Genomic DNA, 16,317 nt, shown 5'->3' with positions numbered 1-16,317 from the left:
GTCTCTGTTAAACCAAATTGGTTTAGCGGGGACTTTTTATTTTCAGGGATCGTGAAAGGTAGGAGACACATGGATTTTAAACAACAAGTGGCACAAACAATTCAAGCTGCATTACCAGTAGAGGCAAGTTTAGATGATATTATCAGCAAAATTGAACGTCCCAAAAATGCTGATAATGGTGATTTTGCGTTTCCAGCGTTTTTCTTAGCAAAACAATTACACAAAGCACCGCAAGCCATCGCACAAGATATTTTAGCAAAAATTGACCAAACGAATTACCAAAAAGTAGAAGTAGCCGGTCCTTATTTGAACTTTTTCCTAGATAAAGCACAGGCTGGTGCTGCAATTTTGAGTGCTGTTTTAAGTGATCCTAGTCACTATGGTGAAGCAGATCTTGGAGAAGGTGGTAATGTACCTATCGATATGTCATCACCAAATATTGCCAAGCCAATGTCAATGGGACACTTACGTTCTACAGTAATCGGTAATTCACTAGCAAATATTCTGGCTAAAGTTAATTACAATCCAATCAAGATTAATCATCTAGGTGACTGGGGCACACAATTTGGGAAGCTAATGGCTGCTTACAAAATGTGGGGTAGCGAAGAAGAAGTTAAAGCAGACCCAATTAACACACTACAAAAATATTATGTAAGATTTCACCAAGAAGATAAAGAAAATCCTGCCCTGGATGATGATGCACGCGCCTGGTTTAAAAAACTAGAAGATGGTGACGAAGAAGCCACCCATCTTTGGGAATGGTTTAGATCTGAATCATTAAAGCTCTTTATGAAAATCTATGATGTTCTCGATATTTCATTTGATTCATATAATGGCGAGGCCTTTTACAATGACAAAATGGATGAAGTCGTTCAAATGTTAGAAGACAAACATTTGTTAAAAGAAAGTAAAGGCGCTGAGATTGTTGATTTAGATAAATATGATCTGAACCCAGCATTGATTAAAAAGACGGACGGTGCCACGTTATACATTACACGTGACTTAGCAGCAGCTATTTATCGTAAACGCACTTACAATTTTGTTCAATCACTTTATGTGGTGGGAAATGAACAACGTAATCATTTTAAACAATTAAAAGCTGTATTAACTGAAATGGGCTTTGACTGGGCAGATGAAATTCACCACATTCCATTTGGGCTTATTACTCAAGGTGGTCGTAAGTTGTCTACTAGAGAAGGACGTGTCATTTTATTAGAAAATGTTTTGGATGATGCGATCGATCTTGCTCGTCAGCAAATTGCACAAAAAAATCCAGATCTTAAAAATGCGGATGAAGTTGCTAAACAAGTCGGCGTCGGCGCCGTTGTTTTCCATGATTTGAAAAACGAACGCTTAAATAACTTTGACTTTGATCTTGAAGAAGTGGTTAGATTTGAGGGTGAAACTGGGCCTTACGTCCAATACGCCCACGCTCGTGCGCAAAGTATTTTAAGAAAAGCCGGCAATCCAACTATTCAGGCTGAAGATAACTTTATTTCCGATGACACTGCTTGGCCAATTCTAAAAACATTAGGCCAATTTCCAGATATGGTCATTCGCGCTGCTAATACGTACGAACCATCGGTTATTGCTAAATATGCAATTGGCTTGGCTAAAGACTTTAACCAGTATTACGCTCATTCTAAAATTTTGACTGATGATCAAGAAAAAAATGCGCGTTTAGCACTTGTGGATGCTGTTAGTTCAGTGTTAGAAAGCTCATTAGCGTTATTAGGAGTTAAAGCTCCAAATGAAATGTAAACTTAAGCGATAAAAGAGAATTACTAAAGTAATTCTCTTTTTGTATTAATATTCGCTTTAATCAAATATTAGTTCATATTTCCCCATATATTTGCTATACTAAGGTCAAATATTACATTGAAAGGGCTCTTAATATGAAAAAATCAACTCGTCAAGCACGAATTGAACAACTAATCAATCAATATACAATTGCAACACAAGATGAACTTATGGATTACCTTAAAAGAAGTGATATCACTGCTACTCAGGCAACTATTTCTCGTGACATTCGCGAAATGCAGATTGTCAAAGCTGCCGATGGTAATGGTAATTTAAGATATACGATCTTTAAAGCTGGTAATCACAGTGAGGAACTTCACTTGTATGAGACGATTAATGAAGTTGTCACAAGTGTTCAACAAGTTGAATTTATGAATATCATTAAGACGCTGCCAAGTGATGGTAACTTACTAGCTGCCATTATTGATGATCTCCACATGGAAGAAGTAGCTGGGACACTTGCAGGTCATGATACAATTTTTATTATCAGTCCGAATGTCAAAGTGGCAACACAGTTACATGAACGATTTATTAGCCACGTGAACCCTGATTTACTATCAGGTCAAAATTAAAATTACTAAAAGTCATAACTTCGCGTTATGACTTTTTTAGTATTACTTGTTAAAACTTAAATATGCTTAAAAATCAGACTGTCTTAGTTGGAAAAATTAATAGTATGATAGAATGTACTCTGATGACTTTAGAGGTAGGGAACGATTATGAATGATAAACCATCTAGATTTAAGCAATGGTGGCAAGAATTAAAAATTTGGCTTTCGCCATTATGGCAAAAATTTTGGGCATTGGTAAAGAAATTTTGGCATAGATTTCAACTAACACGCTGGATCATTGTTGTTGGACTAAGCTTGTTTTTAGTGATTAGCATTGGCTTGACCATTTATGCGAAAACAGCTCATGTTAGTAATTTAAAAAATGCGTTAGAGCAACCAACTATGATTTACGATAAAGACGGAGATTCCGCCGGTAGTTTGTATTCACAAAAGGGGACGTACGTCTCATTAAATAAAATTTCACCAAACATTCAAAATGCTGTGTTATCAACAGAAGATCGCCGTTTTTATCAAGAACATGGCTTTTCAGTTCGTGGCATTGCGCGTGCATTTGTTTTATATGCTAAAAATAAAGTGTTACATCGTAACTATATTTCTGGTGGTGGGAGTACGTTAACCCAGCAGCTGGTTAAAAATGCATTTTTAACACAAGAACAAACATTTACGAGAAAAGCTAAAGAAATCTTTTTATCCGTTGAGGTTGAAAATGTCTATAGTAAAAATGACATCTTAACCATGTATTTAAACAATGCTTACTTTGGTAATGGTATTTGGGGTGTACAGGACGCTTCTAAACGATACTTTGGTAAGTCAGCGACCGATCTTTCCGTACCAGATGCAGCGGTTTTAGCCGGTATGTTAACTTCACCAAGTGGTTATGATCCAACCACTCACCCGGACCAGTCTAAACAACGACGAAATACAGTCTTGCAACTGATGGTTGAAAATAAAAAAATCAGCCAAACTGAAGCAGATAGTTACAAAAAAACAGCTTTAACGACTAAGAACGCCTATGAACAAACTAATACGTATAAGTACCCTTACTATTTTGATGCGGTCATTAATGAAGCAATTAATAAGTATCATTTGTCTGAATCAGACATTATGAATAAAGGGTACAAAATTTATACGAAATTAGATCAAAATCAGCAAACCGATATGCAAGGAACGTTTAAAAACGATAGTAACTTTCCTGCTAATGCCAGTGACGGCACAATGGTTCAGGCTTCTTCAATTGCGGTTAATCCAAATAATGGTGGGGTTAGTGCCGTGGTTGGTGGCCGTGGAGATCACGTTTTTCGAGGCTTTAATCGTGCGACACAAATGAAGCGTCAACCAGGGTCAACCATTAAACCACTGGCCGTTTACACACCGGCATTGGAACATGGTTATTATTATGATTCGATGTTACAAGATAAGAAACAAGCCTATGGATCAAATCATTACACGCCGAAAAACTATAATGATACTTACAGTGGCGAAACGCCAATGTATAAAGCTTTGGCTCAAAGTTTAAATGCACCCGCAGTGTGGTTATTAAATAAGATTGGCGTGCAAAAAGGGTATGACTCAGTGAAACGATTTGGGTTACCCGTTACCAAAAAAGATAATAACTTAGCACTGTCATTGGGGGGCCTTTCAACAGGAATCTCACCACAACAGTTAGCCGGGGCGTATACCGCCTTTGCTAATGATGGCAAGATGACATCCCCATATTTCATTACTAAGATTGTGGATGCCTCTGGTAAAACAATTGTGAATAATGAAAATACTAGTTCTAAACAAGTCATTTCTAAAAAAGTCGCCACAGAAATGACCAGTATGTTATTAGGTGTCTTTAACGACGGAACTGGTCAAACGGCCAAACCGTCGGGATATTCAGTGGCTGGTAAAACTGGGAGTACCTCATCAGATGTTGTCAATGGACAAGATGAGGAACGTGACAAGTGGATTGTTGGTTATACACCCGATGTTGTAGTTGTGACCTGGGAAGGTTTTGATAGTACTGATGAAAGTCACGTCCTACCAGACAGTAGTTACGTTAATACCAACACGTTATTTAAGACGGAAATGACAAACATTTTACCTAATACCAAGCAAACTAAGTTTGATACAAAAGATGCCGCCACTTTGGCGGGTAATAACAAGAGTACTTCTAATAATTTCTGGGACGAAGTTCAAAATGGTGCTTCACAATTTGGTGATACGGTTACTCAAAATGCTGGTAAGATTGGTGAAAAAGCCTCTCAATGGTGGAGTAAAGCCAAGAGCATTGTCGGCCAGTAACAATTTAGTGTTTCAAGTAGGCAAGGTCATTTTAAAATGATACAATGTTATAGAATAAAACTAGGAGGATCAACATGGTTGTAAATATTTATGATTCAGCAAATCAAATGGAAAAAGACCTAGGCCAAACACAAGAATTTGTGGCCTTAAAAAAAGCTTACGAGGAAATGAAAGCAGATGCTGATACCTTTAAGCTATTTAAAGAATTTCAACAAATGCAATTACAATTACAACAAAAACAATTCCAAGGTGAACAACCAAGCGAAGAAGAAGTTAAGAATGCACAAGAGTTAGCTGGTAAAGTGACTAAAGTTGACTCAATCAAAAATTTGATGGAAAAAGAACAAGCAATTGATAAGCTTTTGAATGATGTTAATAATGTTATTACAAAGCCAATTCAAGAATTGTATCAAAACTAATATTGATGAAGTCAAGTGCTGAGGTACTTGGCTTTTTATTTAGGAGCAGATAAACATCATGAAATTTATTCATACGGCTGATTTACATTTGGATAGTCCTTTTCTTGGCTTACAAGATGCGCCCGATGATTTATGGGAAACCATTTATCAATCAACTTTTAGTGCATTTAAAAAAATTGTCGATTTTGCGATAGAAAATTCGGTTGATTTCGTATGTATAGTAGGGGACATATATGATCGTGAACAACGCAGTATTGCTGCTGAAAATTATTTTATCACGCAATGCTTGCGTTTAAAGGATGCACATATCCCTGTTTATTTAAGCTACGGCAATCATGATTACCAGCAAATTGATCATAGTGTGGCTAATCTACCTGATAACGTCCATGTTTTTAGCAATGAAGTGGAGACAAAGCACCTCACCACTGGAGATCAAAAAGAGGTTGCCATTACTGGTTTTAGTTACCCAACTCAATGGTTGACTGATGATCAAACCAATAATTATCCGGCTAAACAAGCTGTTGACTGGCAAATCGGTATGCTCCATGGCACAATGTCGCAGCTTAAAACGCCACATGACAATTACGCTCCATTTTCACTCGATGAATTGTTGCAAAAAAATTATGATTATTGGGCGCTCGGGCACATTCATAAACGCCAGATTTTACATGAAAATCCTGTGGTCGCTTATAGTGGCAATCCACAAGGACGACACAAAAATGAGGCAGGGGTTAAGGGATTTTATTTAGTGAGTGACAAAGACGGTCAACTTGTTCCCGAATTTCATGAAGCTGAATCAATTGAATGGCAAACGCTCACAGTCACAGGTAATGATGAAAATGATACCAGTTTATTTTTAACTCAGTTAAAACAACAAGTGGTATCACAATTGAAGACAAAGCGTTTGACGTTATTAAATATTATCATTCAGGCCGAAAATGAATTTAGTTCAGCGCTACTTGAACAGTTTAACAATGGCAGTTTATTAAGTCGTTTGCAAAATGATCTTTCGTATCAAAGTGAAATTAGTTTTTGGCCATATGAGTTGTCATTGCAAACCCGTACGGACAGTCCTGTATTGTCGTCTATTGATCAAGACTATTGGGATCAGGCTGCGCAAAATGTTTTTAGTGCTGATAATATTGCACAAAGTGCCGATAAACTGTTTAGTTATGATTTTATCGAAACAAGTATCAATAATGACGAAACGAGAAAACAGGTACAACAAGCAATTACGTTGATGCTACAACAAAATCAAGTTGGAGACGAAAAAACTCATGAAGATTAATTCAGTCCACATTGATGGCTTTGGAAAGTGGAATAATCAAACTTTTGCGCTAGATGATCATCTACAAGTTATTTTGGGTGATAACGAGGCAGGAAAATCAACATTGGCTAATTTTATTGTCAGTGTGTTATTTGGATACGCCAATGGGCATAATCAGTATTCACAATACTTACCGCGACAGACAAATGCATATGGTGGCACACTGGATGTGACGATCAATCAGCAGCAATACCACATTAAAAGAAGCAGTGGAAAAAAAGGCGGCCAAGTGGAAATTGTCAATGAGGCAGGGCAAAAAGTACCCAGTCATTTTCTGGAAGAGACTTTAGGAGCGATTGATGCTGATTTGTATGGTGCTATTTATCGTTTTTCACAAAAAGATTTATCTCAAATTCTTGATTTGAATAAAGAAGATTTGGCCCAGTATTTACAAAAAATGGGCGCAGTTGGCAGTTCTGGTTGGTTAGATTTGAAAAAAGATTACACTAAGCAAGCTGATGAGCTGTATAAACCTAAGGGGCGCAAACCAGTTCTTAATCAACAATTAAAAGAGTACCAAACACTCCAAGAAAAGATTCAAACGGCGGGAAGACAATACGATCGTTATCAAGAATTACAAACAACGGTTCAAACACTTGAAGGACAACTCACTGGACTAAAAAAGCAAATTGAATCAGCTCAACAGCGGTTCGATCAATTAGAGACACTGCGACCATTGATGCCATTATTTGAAAAGGTCAATCAGCAAACAACACAACAAGTAGTTAAGATTACACAGACGCAATTAACGGATAGCCAAAGCTTAAATAATCGTCTGAATGATGCACAACAGCAAGTTAATCAGTTAACGGATAACTTGAATGTAATCACCGAGACGCCACTATCTGAGTTTGCAAAGCTATATCGTGATCACCTTAAAGAAATTGATGAGATTAAAACTCAGATTCCTGCAATTAAGGTTGTTTTAACGCAAATAGATGAAAAGCAACACCAATTATCAACTAACCATGCAGAATTTGATCAGATCAGTCACCGCTATTCAGTCGACCCATTACCGAGTGCATTGACAAGTGAGCAAGAAGACACGTTACAAACATTATTGAAAGAACGCGAAGCCGTCCAAAACCAATCGATAGCATCTCGTAGCAACCGACAACCCGAAAAAATACCACTTATTTGGTGGTTATTAGGGGCTGTTTTAATCGTGGCAGTGTTATTTTTGCCAACAGTTATTAAAGTCATTGCTGGGCTAGGATTGCTCGGGACCGTTGGGTATTTGTATTATCAACGAACTCAGATGCAAAGAGATAAAAGTGCCCAAGATCGCGAACAAAATAGTGCCCTAACTCAAATTAATCATCAGATTGATGATTTCGCTGACCGCTTTGGGTTATCGCAAATTGAAGTGACTGATTGGTTGCCAATGCAATCTGATTTACGACGTTTACAGCAATTAAGTCAGTCAAATCAGCAAACTGATGATCAATTAAAACAGTTAACTGATCAAAGAAATCAATATGCAACGCAATTGCAAGCTTTGGGTCCCACAGTTCAAGCTCAATCACTGACACCAGAGTCGTTGGATGATTTAAATCAACAAATTGATACAGCTCACGTACAGGTGACAGATTGGCAAAGTGAAATGCAAAAACGTAATCTGATAAAAGATCAAATTAAAACTCAAACCACCAAATTAAGCCAATTTCAAAATGCTCAGAAACAATTATTTCAAGAGTATGATGTTGCTAATCAAGCTGAGTTTGAACAGCTTTATCAACAATCATTTGCACAGTCAGCAACGGAACAAACAAATTCAGTAATGGCCAGTCAGTTAACTGACGAGCAAAAAGAACAACTGTCACAGTTTGAAAATATGGCTGATCTATCAGAGCAAAGTGATGATGCTAAAACCGAACTAAATGAGCTAACGGGTCAAATTAAGCTGATTGAGAAGCAACAAGCTTCAGCTACTTTTGAAATTGAAAGTTTGGCGCAAAATGGCACGTTAACAGTGTTGCTCCAAAAGAAAGCTAATTTGCAAACTGAAATTAATGAGTCGGTAAAAAAATGGTTGGAACAAAGCCTAGCTGTGCAATGGATTGATCAGGCCTTGCAGTTAGCTTCAGCCGACCGTTTCCCACAAATTATTGAACGCGCCCAACAGTATTTCTGTCGATTGACAGATAATCGGTATGCTACAATACATTTGACTGATTCGGTCATTTATGTGACTGATCAAAATGGCGAAAGCTTTGATGTTGGTGAATTGTCTACTGGAACAGCTGAACAATTATATATCGCACTTAGATTAGGATTTGTTCAAGTAATGGGGGACCTAATTGATTTGCCCATTATGATTGACGATGGTTTTGTTAATTTTGATCATTCAAGAAAACAGACAATGTTTGAGATTCTGGGTGAAATTGCGAAAACACATCAAGTTTTGTATTTTACTACGGATGACCGAATGATCGATCACACGACTCCAATTTTAAATTTAAATGAAATGCAGGTGTAACGATGGCCCAACAACGATTATTTGATTTTAAAGAAGACGAAATGATGGATATTTTTGTCCTGATTAAAAGTGCTGATATTCGGACAGCCAAAAACGGAAAACGATTTTTGGCAATGATGTTTGAAGATCAGTCAGGTCAATTGCCTGGCATGTATTGGGACGCCAGTCAACAAGATGAATCACTCTATGTGCCCGGCAAGGTCATTAAATTGAATGCGAAACGGGAAAGTTATCAGGGTAAACCACAAGTTAAGATTGTAGGTATGCGGTTAGCGACCGAATCTGAGCCGCATGATGCTAGTAACTTTTTACCACATGCACCTGAAAAAAAAGATGAGATTGAAGAGCAGATTAATCAATTTATCTTTGAAATCACTCAGCCAACGTGGAATCGGATTGTTAGAAATCTACTGCAAAAACATCAAGATGACTTTTATAGTTTTCCGGCCGCAAAAACAAATCATCATGCATTCGCAGGCGGCTTATCTTTTCACACGTTATCCATTCTGAGATTGGCAAAAACGGTTGTGAACCAATATGAAGGTATTAATGCACCGTTACTATACGCGGGCGCCTTACTTCATGATCTTGGTAAGACAACGGAATTATCAGGCCCAATTTCAACGTCTTACACGGTAGCCGGTAATTTGTTGGGACATATTTCAATTGTGGATGGTGAAATTGTTCAAACTTGTGATGCACTAAAAATTGATGCCAACCAAGAAGATGTTTTATTACTTAGACATATGGTTTTGTCACATCATGGCTTGTTGGAATATGGCTCACCAGTGCAACCACGAATTTTAGAAGCTGAAATATTACATCATCTGGATGAAATGGATGCTTCCATTATGATGGTGGAGGGGACTCTTGATCATACTGAACCGGGTGAATTTTCAGAACGTGTTTTTGGATTAGACAAGCGTAGCTTCTACAAACCTGAAAAAACAAATTAATAAGCAAACAAAAAACAGCATTTTTCAAATGAAAAATGCTGTTTTAATTTGAATTGCTATCTTATTTTGAAGAGCTAGAACTTGTTAATGAAGATGAAGAACTAGTTGAGAGATAGTCATCTAAAATATTCTTTAGATCGTTATCTTTGATAGAAACATTTCCTTTTTTCAGAACTTTAGCAACAACACTGTGTAACTTAGTGCTGTTATTCATATCAGTTTCAATGATTTGGTTCTTCAAATCTGCTGTATGTTGGGCTTTGGTTCCTTTGCCAGGGTTCTTCATCATGTAGATAACTTGGTAGCCACTATCGGTTTTAACTGGTTCAGTGGTATATTCGCCAGTCTTCAACTTAAATGCAGCTTTTTTATATGCTGAATCCAATGAGGTATCAGTGTTATCAAAGGCAGCTACTTTACCACCATTGTTCTTGTTAGAAGTATCTGTTGATTTGCTCTTAGCAAGTGATTTGAAAGTCTTTAATTTTGTCTTATCAGAAGCACTGTTAAGTTTATCGATGATTGCAGTAGCATCATCTTTTTTAGCAACGAGAATTTCAGCAGTTTCTACTTTTGGTTGGAAACTCTTCCATTGCTTGTCGATATCTTTTTGCGTAATCTTGGTGTGAGCCTTAACTGCTTGCTTCAAAAGCAGGTTAGAACGAATTTCATCACGTAAACCGGATGTTGTCATTCCGTTTTGAGCTAAAGCACTGGTAAATGATGAACCATATTGTGCCTTATAGTTATTATATTCTTTATTAACATCAGCTTTAGAAACTTTACTACCATATTGCTTGTCCAAAACTTTGTTTAAAATCATTTGTTGAAGCACTTGTTTACCACTTGAAGTCGCTTTTAGACTACTGTAATAAGCACTTTCTGTGATTTTACCACCGCTAGTAGTGGCAACAGCCTTGTTTCCACAAGCTGCTAAAGGAATCATTAGTACGGCACCAGCTAAAATTGCGAGCCATTTTTTCATGTAACAAACACATCCATTTCTTAAAAATTAAATTTAAACATAAAAACTCACCTCACCAATATAACACATTTAACGAGTGTGTTAATGATGAGGCAATAAAGTTTACAAAAAATTCAAATTTAAAAAACGATGAAATGTTATTTAACGGAGTCATTTAAACGATCAACTTCGCTTTGCATATGCTTTTGAAGTTGCTTGATTCTTTCTAATCTTGGCTTAGATTTGAAATTAAATTCATCGATTTTTTTCTGTAGCTCACTAACTTCTGTTTGTGTATCAGCCAGTGTTTCTTTTAAATTATTCGCAGCAACTACAACGTTACGGGTCGCACGACTAATTTCTTTAATATTATTTACGATATCTTTAATAGCACGAATTGGATTAGTCATTATTCATTCTCCACATGGTTGGCGATCGATTGACGCAGGCTTTCATAGTCTTGTTCGCTGTAATTGCCAGAGTTATCTTTAAATATCATTTTAAAATCGTCATGATCGCTGTAACGAGGAACAAGATGGAAGTGTGAATGGAAAACAGATTGGTAAGCAATCTCACCATTGTTGTTAACGATATTCATACCCTTAATATCTGGATTTGATGCTTTAATTGCCCGTGCAATTTTTGGAATACGGCTAAAAACCGCGCTTGCTAATTCAGGATCATAGGCAAAAATGTCGGGAACATGTTTTTTGGGAATAACTAATGTGTGTCCAGGAGTTCCTTGAGAAATATCTAGAAATGCTTTGACGACATCATCTTCATAGACCGTATAACTAGGAATATCACCAGCAACTATTTTACAAAAAATACAATCATCCATAATTGAAGCCTTCTTTCCAGTTCTTTAACCACTAGTATACAAAAAAATTATCATTTACGCACCTGGTAAGTTATTTTAATGCTGCTTTGGCATATGATATAATTAAATGAAATTTTGAGATTAATAGAAGGGTATCAAATGACTTTATCTGTAAAAAATATTGTGGGTGGCTATTCACAAATTCCAGTTTTGAATGATGTGAGTTTTGAAGTTAATAATGGTGAATTAGTCGGGTTAATTGGCTTGAATGGTGCAGGAAAATCAACCACAATTAACCATATTATTGGATTGCTGTCGCCATTTAGTGGTGAAATTGAAATTGATGGTAATACCATCACAAGTAACAGCGACGCTTATAAGCAAAAGATTGCGTATATCCCTGAAACACCAATTTTGTATGATGAGTTGACTTTAAAAGAACATTTGGAGTTAACTATCATGGCCTATGAATTAGATGCTAATAAGGCTTGGGAAAAGGCCAATCGATTATTAAAGACATTTCGTTTAGAAAACAAACTTGATTGGTTTCCATCAAACTTTTCAAAGGGTATGAAACAAAAAGTAATGATTTGTTGTGCCTTTATGACGGATGCCGAACTTTTTATCGTGGACGAACCTTTTTACGGACTTGATCCGTTAGCAGTCCATGATTTGCTTGAATTAATCGAAACGGTTAAAGAAAACGGAGCCGCTGTCTTAATGTCGACACACGTTCTTGATACGGCGCAACGGTACTGTGATAAATTTGTCTTACTAAATAATGGCCGCGTGCGTGTGCAAGGCACGTTGGACGAATTACGTGCACTTGGCGATTTTGCTGACGAGTCCCTTGACGACATTTACTTATCCTTAACAAAGGAAGATGCACATGAATAATTTGTATCAACAACGTCGAAATAAACATTTTTTATTGTTATTAAAATACTGGAAGTATGTATTTAACGACCATTTTGTAATTGCATTGTTCTTTTTATTTGGTGCATTAGCATATGGTTATTCACAAGCATTGCCTAAATTAACACCTGGTATTTGGTGGGGCAAGCCCTTAATTTTAGTTGTCCTGATTGGCTTGGTTCAATTAGGACGCTTGGCCACACTTGTGAAGACCCCAGATCCCATTTTTTTATTGCCCCAAGCAAAAAAAATCAGGACCTACTTAACGAAGGCTTATCTGGCTAGTCTCGTATTAGCTCAATTAATTGTTGCAGCTGGTTTCGTTATTGCGGTGCCATTTTTGAAAATAGTAGTGGGACTCTCAATTACATCAATTGTAGTGCTATATTTAATTTTGTTTGGGTTAAAATGGCTGATTATGAATAATGCCTTTATTAGCTTATATCAATTTCAACCTTCTTTTTCAACAAATCAATTACTTTGGTCACTACTTACTCCAGTAATCGGTATTGGTTGTGCATTATGGGTCAATGGATGGTTAGGATTAATAATTGTGGTGTTGTTACTAGGATGGTCCTTTATTTTAAAGCAACGCACAACCCAGCACGTCTTGAATTGGCGTCGTGCCGTTGACCGTGAAAATCAACGCATGCTTGGTATTTACAGATTTTTCAATCTATTTACTGATGTCCCAATGGTACAAGGAACGGTGAAACGCCGGCGCTATTTTGATTTTGCGTTGACACCATTTAAGCGTTCCAATCAAATATACAGTTATTTATACGCACGCGGTTTGATCAGGGGAACTGAGGTTAGTGGCCTGATTTTGCGATTAACCGCAATCGCGATGGTAATTCTCTTTTTTGTACCCCAAGGGATTTTAAATATCATCTTGTTAATGTTATTTATTTACTTGGTAGCCGTTCAGTTGGTACCATTTTATTGGCACTTTGATAATTACGTCTTTATTCATTTATACCCTCAACCACAAAAGATTAAGTTGGCTAATTTTCAAACCATTATGCAATGGACGCTGTTTTGTTGTGCGGGTTTGATGTTGATTGCAAGCGTCTGGTCACATTTTTCACTGACGCAAAGCGCCCTTAAAATAGTGATTGCATTTGTAGAATGTCTATTTTTAAGCCGGCAATACGTTGTCAGAAGAATTAAAAGTAAATTATAAATGAGGAAAAATTATGCGAGTTAGAAACAAAGCGTGGGCACAACCTTTATTGGATGAACATCCAGATTTTGTGACCCAAACACCTGAACAATTAATTGGCAAGTGGCAGGCAAGGTTTGAACAAACACAACCCTTACAAGTTGAGATTGGCACAGGTAAAGGTCAATTTATTATTGGGATGGCAAAAGCGCATCCAGACATTAATTTTGTTGGTATTGAAATTCAAAAATCTGTAATTGCAGCTGCTGTAAAGTTGGCATTACCAGAAAATTTACCGAATTTACAGTTTGCGTATGGTAGTGGGGAAAGTGTGACCACCTATTTTGCCAATGGGGAAGTAGATCAAATATTTTTAAACTTTTCTGATCCGTGGCCCAAAACAAGACATGCTAAGCGACGCTTAACGTATAAAACATTTTTACATGATTACCAGCAAGTTTTAAAACCTGGTGGTCATATTGAATTTAAAACTGATAACATGGGATTGTTTGAGTTTTCGTTGCAGAGTTTAAACAACTATGGCATGCAATTTGATGGCGTGTGGTTGGATTTGCATAATAGTGATGAAAATGAAAATAATGTGCAAACAGAATATGAACAGAAATTCAGTGCCAAGGGACAACCAATCTATAAGCTGAAAGCACATTTTGATGAATAAAAAAGACCTGCAATTGCTTTGCAGGTCTCATTCGTTAAATGCGCTCGATATTTAAAACAGTTCCGGTATGAGTGTCAGCTAAGAATTGGTAAGATACCGGGTGACCGTCTTCAAGACGTGTAATACCACCTTTATAAGCAGTGGTTTTAAAGGCAAACCGTTGGAACGTAATTGGTTTGCTTTCAATCCAGGATCCCTCAATAGGACCCTCAGCAAGAAAGTATTTTTTTACTGTTGATAAAATATCACTAGGGTTTAATTGTTCATTTTTGATTAATTTTCCGAGGAAGAAGCCAGCAACACCGGTAATGCTTAACGCAATGGGCAGTGTCCAGCTGGATTGGTTCTTTGATGCATTATCCATAAAACAACCTCCAGTTTTACATTTCTATTAGTATAACAGATTATAAAAAACACAACAAAAAAGTGCAAAAATAGTGCTTTTATAATTTTTTTAGGTATAATTATTGCAGTTAACTTAATTAGGGGGATATTGAAATGCAAGCATTAGCAAAAACAACAAAAGATGATTTATTAGAACAAATTAAAGACGGCAAATATATGTTATTCTTCCAGGCTGGTTGGTGCTCAGATTGCAATTTCATTAAGCCTCACATGCCAGCTATTGAAGCGGAGTATCCGGATTACCACTTTATTAATATTGATCGGGATGAAAATCTTGATTTAGCGGTAGAATTAAATGTGTTTGGTATTCCAAGCTTTATCGCTTTTGAAGATGGACAAGAAACTGGACGATTCGTCAACAAGGATCGAAAGACTAAAGAAGAAGTTGAAAACTTCATCAATTCTTTAAATTAATACTAAAATTTTTAAAAATGGCCGATAGTGCCATTTTTTTGTGAGGAAAGGGATTATTATGTTAATTGCAAGTTATAATAAGAATGAAATCGGTGATATTTTGGTCGTGATTGCTGGAGCTGACCAACCACAAGTCGAACATCATTTTGATGATGTTGTTGAAGTTGTGAGTGAGGACGGTCAAGAACTTTTGGGCGTCAACTTCTTCAATGCAAGCCAATTATTACCAGAATTAACCAATCAAAATGGTCAAGTTCATTTAACTGATGATCAAGTTGCCACGCTCAATGCACATTTGAAACACGTCGGTGCAACTCATCAGCTGCAATTAGATCATGATCCTAAATTTGTGTTAGGTTATGTTAAACAATTAGAGGATCATCCTAGATCAGATCACTTGCATATTACAAAAACACTAGTTAACAATGATCAGATACTACAAATTGTGAGTGGTTCTCCAAATATTGCTGCTGATATTTTAGTGGTAGTTGCCAAAGTAGGGGCTATGATGCCTAGCGGTGAAATTATTTGGCCAGGTCAATTGCGTGGTGTCTCGAGTGACGGCATGATTTGTTCAGGTCGGGAATTGCATATTAAAAATGCACCAAATCGACCAGGAGCTTTAATTTTACCAACTGATTTTGGTCAAGTTGGCGACGCATTCGATTTTGATAAAGCACAAACATTATTTGACTAGTATTGGGGTGAGATAGGTGGAAAAGAAGAATTACGATGGACCGGCATTTTTTCGTCAGCAAGAATTATTTAAAGACGACGCCTTGACGTCTGTATCTCATGAAAAGAAGCCTGTCACAAAACAGCCTTTCAATACAACATATGTGCCACCTGTTTTAAAAAAAATAATTTCGCCACAAGTTAATTATGGTCGAATTGAACGTCAATTGTATAAGCAACCAAGTGACTATTATGTTGTGGTTGATGCAGCTACTGACACGAATAAATTAAAAAGTGAAGCAGACTCCAGTCAACCCAAAAAGGAACAAATAAAAAGTAAAAACATTGCTTTGGGTCACGGATTAGACGACATTTTAAAATCCGAAACACAAGCACAACGCCATTTGAGCGTTTTTGATGATCATCAATAAAAATTCTGGAAGG

17 protein-coding genes are annotated in these 16,317 nt (G+C 36.8%); 13 read left to right on the top strand and 4 right to left on the bottom strand.

Annotation, left to right across the window (positions count from 1 at the left end):
• The first annotated feature begins 69 nt into the window (after positions 1–69).
• The 7 genes from argS (at position 70) to ACYVQZ_RS00790 (ending at position 9,839) form a co-directional block, all read left to right on the top strand.
• Complete coding sequence (gene argS / locus ACYVQZ_RS00820) at positions 70–1,761, top strand: arginine--tRNA ligase (protein ID WP_461239502.1); 1,692 nt, start codon at positions 70–72, stop codon at positions 1,759–1,761.
• Between the two features lie 134 nt (positions 1,762–1,895).
• Positions 1,896–2,372: an arginine repressor gene (locus tag ACYVQZ_RS00815; protein ID WP_461239501.1), complete on the top strand. Its 477-nt coding sequence runs from the start codon at positions 1,896–1,898 to the stop codon at positions 2,370–2,372.
• 147 nt (positions 2,373–2,519) lie between these two features.
• Positions 2,520–4,658 carry a PBP1A family penicillin-binding protein gene (locus ACYVQZ_RS00810; RefSeq protein WP_461239500.1) on the top strand — a complete coding sequence of 713 codons (2,139 nt, stop codon included), beginning with the start codon at positions 2,520–2,522 and terminating at the stop codon, positions 4,656–4,658.
• Positions 4,659–4,732: 74 nt separating this feature from the next.
• Positions 4,733–5,077 carry a YlbF family regulator gene (locus ACYVQZ_RS00805; protein WP_461239499.1) on the top strand — a complete coding sequence of 115 codons (345 nt, stop codon included), beginning with the start codon at positions 4,733–4,735 and terminating at the stop codon, positions 5,075–5,077.
• 58 nt (positions 5,078–5,135) lie between these two features.
• Positions 5,136–6,365: a metallophosphoesterase family protein gene (locus ACYVQZ_RS00800; RefSeq protein ID WP_461239498.1), complete on the top strand. Its 1,230-nt coding sequence runs from the start codon at positions 5,136–5,138 to the stop codon at positions 6,363–6,365.
• On the top strand, positions 6,355–8,883 hold the full coding sequence (locus tag ACYVQZ_RS00795; RefSeq protein WP_461239497.1) for an ATP-binding protein: 2,529 nt from the start codon (positions 6,355–6,357) through the stop codon (positions 8,881–8,883). Before ACYVQZ_RS00800 ends, ACYVQZ_RS00795 begins: the two co-directional genes overlap by 11 nt.
• A gap of 2 nt (positions 8,884–8,885) precedes the next feature.
• On the top strand, positions 8,886–9,839 hold the full coding sequence (locus tag ACYVQZ_RS00790; RefSeq protein WP_461239496.1) for a 3'-5' exoribonuclease YhaM family protein: 954 nt from the start codon (positions 8,886–8,888) through the stop codon (positions 9,837–9,839).
• Between the two features lie 61 nt (positions 9,840–9,900).
• Here ACYVQZ_RS00790 and ACYVQZ_RS00785 read toward each other — a convergent pair whose 3' ends face one another.
• The 3 genes from ACYVQZ_RS00785 to ACYVQZ_RS00775 all read right to left on the bottom strand — a co-directional run bounded on the left by ACYVQZ_RS00785 (position 9,901) and on the right by ACYVQZ_RS00775 (position 11,644).
• Positions 9,901–10,824 carry a peptidylprolyl isomerase gene (locus ACYVQZ_RS00785; RefSeq protein WP_461239495.1) on the bottom strand — a complete coding sequence of 308 codons (924 nt, stop codon included), beginning with the start codon at positions 10,822–10,824 and terminating at the stop codon, positions 9,901–9,903.
• A gap of 137 nt (positions 10,825–10,961) precedes the next feature.
• Entirely contained in the window at positions 10,962–11,213 is a 252-nt protein-coding gene (locus ACYVQZ_RS00780; protein WP_461239494.1) for a hypothetical protein, read from the bottom strand.
• The gene (locus tag ACYVQZ_RS00775; protein WP_461239493.1) at positions 11,213–11,644 is read right to left on the bottom strand and encodes an HIT family protein; all 432 of its coding nucleotides are present in this window, start codon (positions 11,642–11,644) and stop codon (positions 11,213–11,215) included. The genes ACYVQZ_RS00780 and ACYVQZ_RS00775 overlap by 1 nt, the downstream gene beginning before the upstream one ends.
• A 138-nt stretch (positions 11,645–11,782) precedes the next feature.
• On the opposite strand from ACYVQZ_RS00775, the gene ACYVQZ_RS00770 reads away from it, so the two are divergent.
• From ACYVQZ_RS00770 to trmB, 3 genes are read left to right on the top strand one after another with little or no spacing between them, the layout of a single operon-like run.
• The gene (locus ACYVQZ_RS00770; protein WP_461239492.1) at positions 11,783–12,520 is read left to right on the top strand and encodes an ABC transporter ATP-binding protein; all 738 of its coding nucleotides are present in this window, start codon (positions 11,783–11,785) and stop codon (positions 12,518–12,520) included.
• A complete protein-coding gene (locus tag ACYVQZ_RS00765; RefSeq protein WP_461239491.1) occupies positions 12,513–13,721 on the top strand; it encodes an ABC transporter permease in 1,209 nt (402 codons plus the stop codon). The genes ACYVQZ_RS00770 and ACYVQZ_RS00765 overlap by 8 nt, the downstream gene beginning before the upstream one ends.
• A gap of 13 nt (positions 13,722–13,734) precedes the next feature.
• Positions 13,735–14,379 carry a tRNA (guanosine(46)-N7)-methyltransferase TrmB gene (gene trmB / locus ACYVQZ_RS00760; RefSeq protein WP_461239490.1) on the top strand — a complete coding sequence of 215 codons (645 nt, stop codon included), beginning with the start codon at positions 13,735–13,737 and terminating at the stop codon, positions 14,377–14,379.
• A 34-nt stretch (positions 14,380–14,413) separates the two neighbouring features.
• Here trmB and ACYVQZ_RS00755 read toward each other — a convergent pair whose 3' ends face one another.
• A complete protein-coding gene (locus ACYVQZ_RS00755; RefSeq protein ID WP_461239489.1) occupies positions 14,414–14,743 on the bottom strand; it encodes a hypothetical protein in 330 nt (109 codons plus the stop codon).
• A gap of 134 nt (positions 14,744–14,877) precedes the next feature.
• On the opposite strand from ACYVQZ_RS00755, the gene ACYVQZ_RS00750 reads away from it, so the two are divergent.
• From ACYVQZ_RS00750 to ACYVQZ_RS00740, 3 genes are read left to right on the top strand one after another with little or no spacing between them, the layout of a single operon-like run.
• Positions 14,878–15,198, top strand: coding sequence for a thioredoxin family protein (locus tag ACYVQZ_RS00750; protein ID WP_461239488.1), 321 nt, complete (start codon positions 14,878–14,880; stop codon positions 15,196–15,198).
• Positions 15,199–15,256: 58 nt separating this feature from the next.
• Positions 15,257–15,895, top strand: coding sequence for a YtpR family tRNA-binding protein (ytpR, locus tag ACYVQZ_RS00745; protein ID WP_461239487.1), 639 nt, complete (start codon positions 15,257–15,259; stop codon positions 15,893–15,895).
• A 16-nt stretch (positions 15,896–15,911) separates the two neighbouring features.
• Positions 15,912–16,304 (top strand): hypothetical protein, encoded by a 393-nt coding sequence (locus ACYVQZ_RS00740; protein WP_461239486.1) that lies wholly within the window; start codon positions 15,912–15,914, stop codon positions 16,302–16,304.
• Positions 16,305–16,317: the final 13 nt, after the last annotated feature.

This window comes from Paucilactobacillus salsurae, from assembly GCF_054784995.1.
The sequence above is the reverse complement of the archived record's forward strand: the minus strand, read 5'-3'. Positions and strand labels throughout refer to the sequence as shown.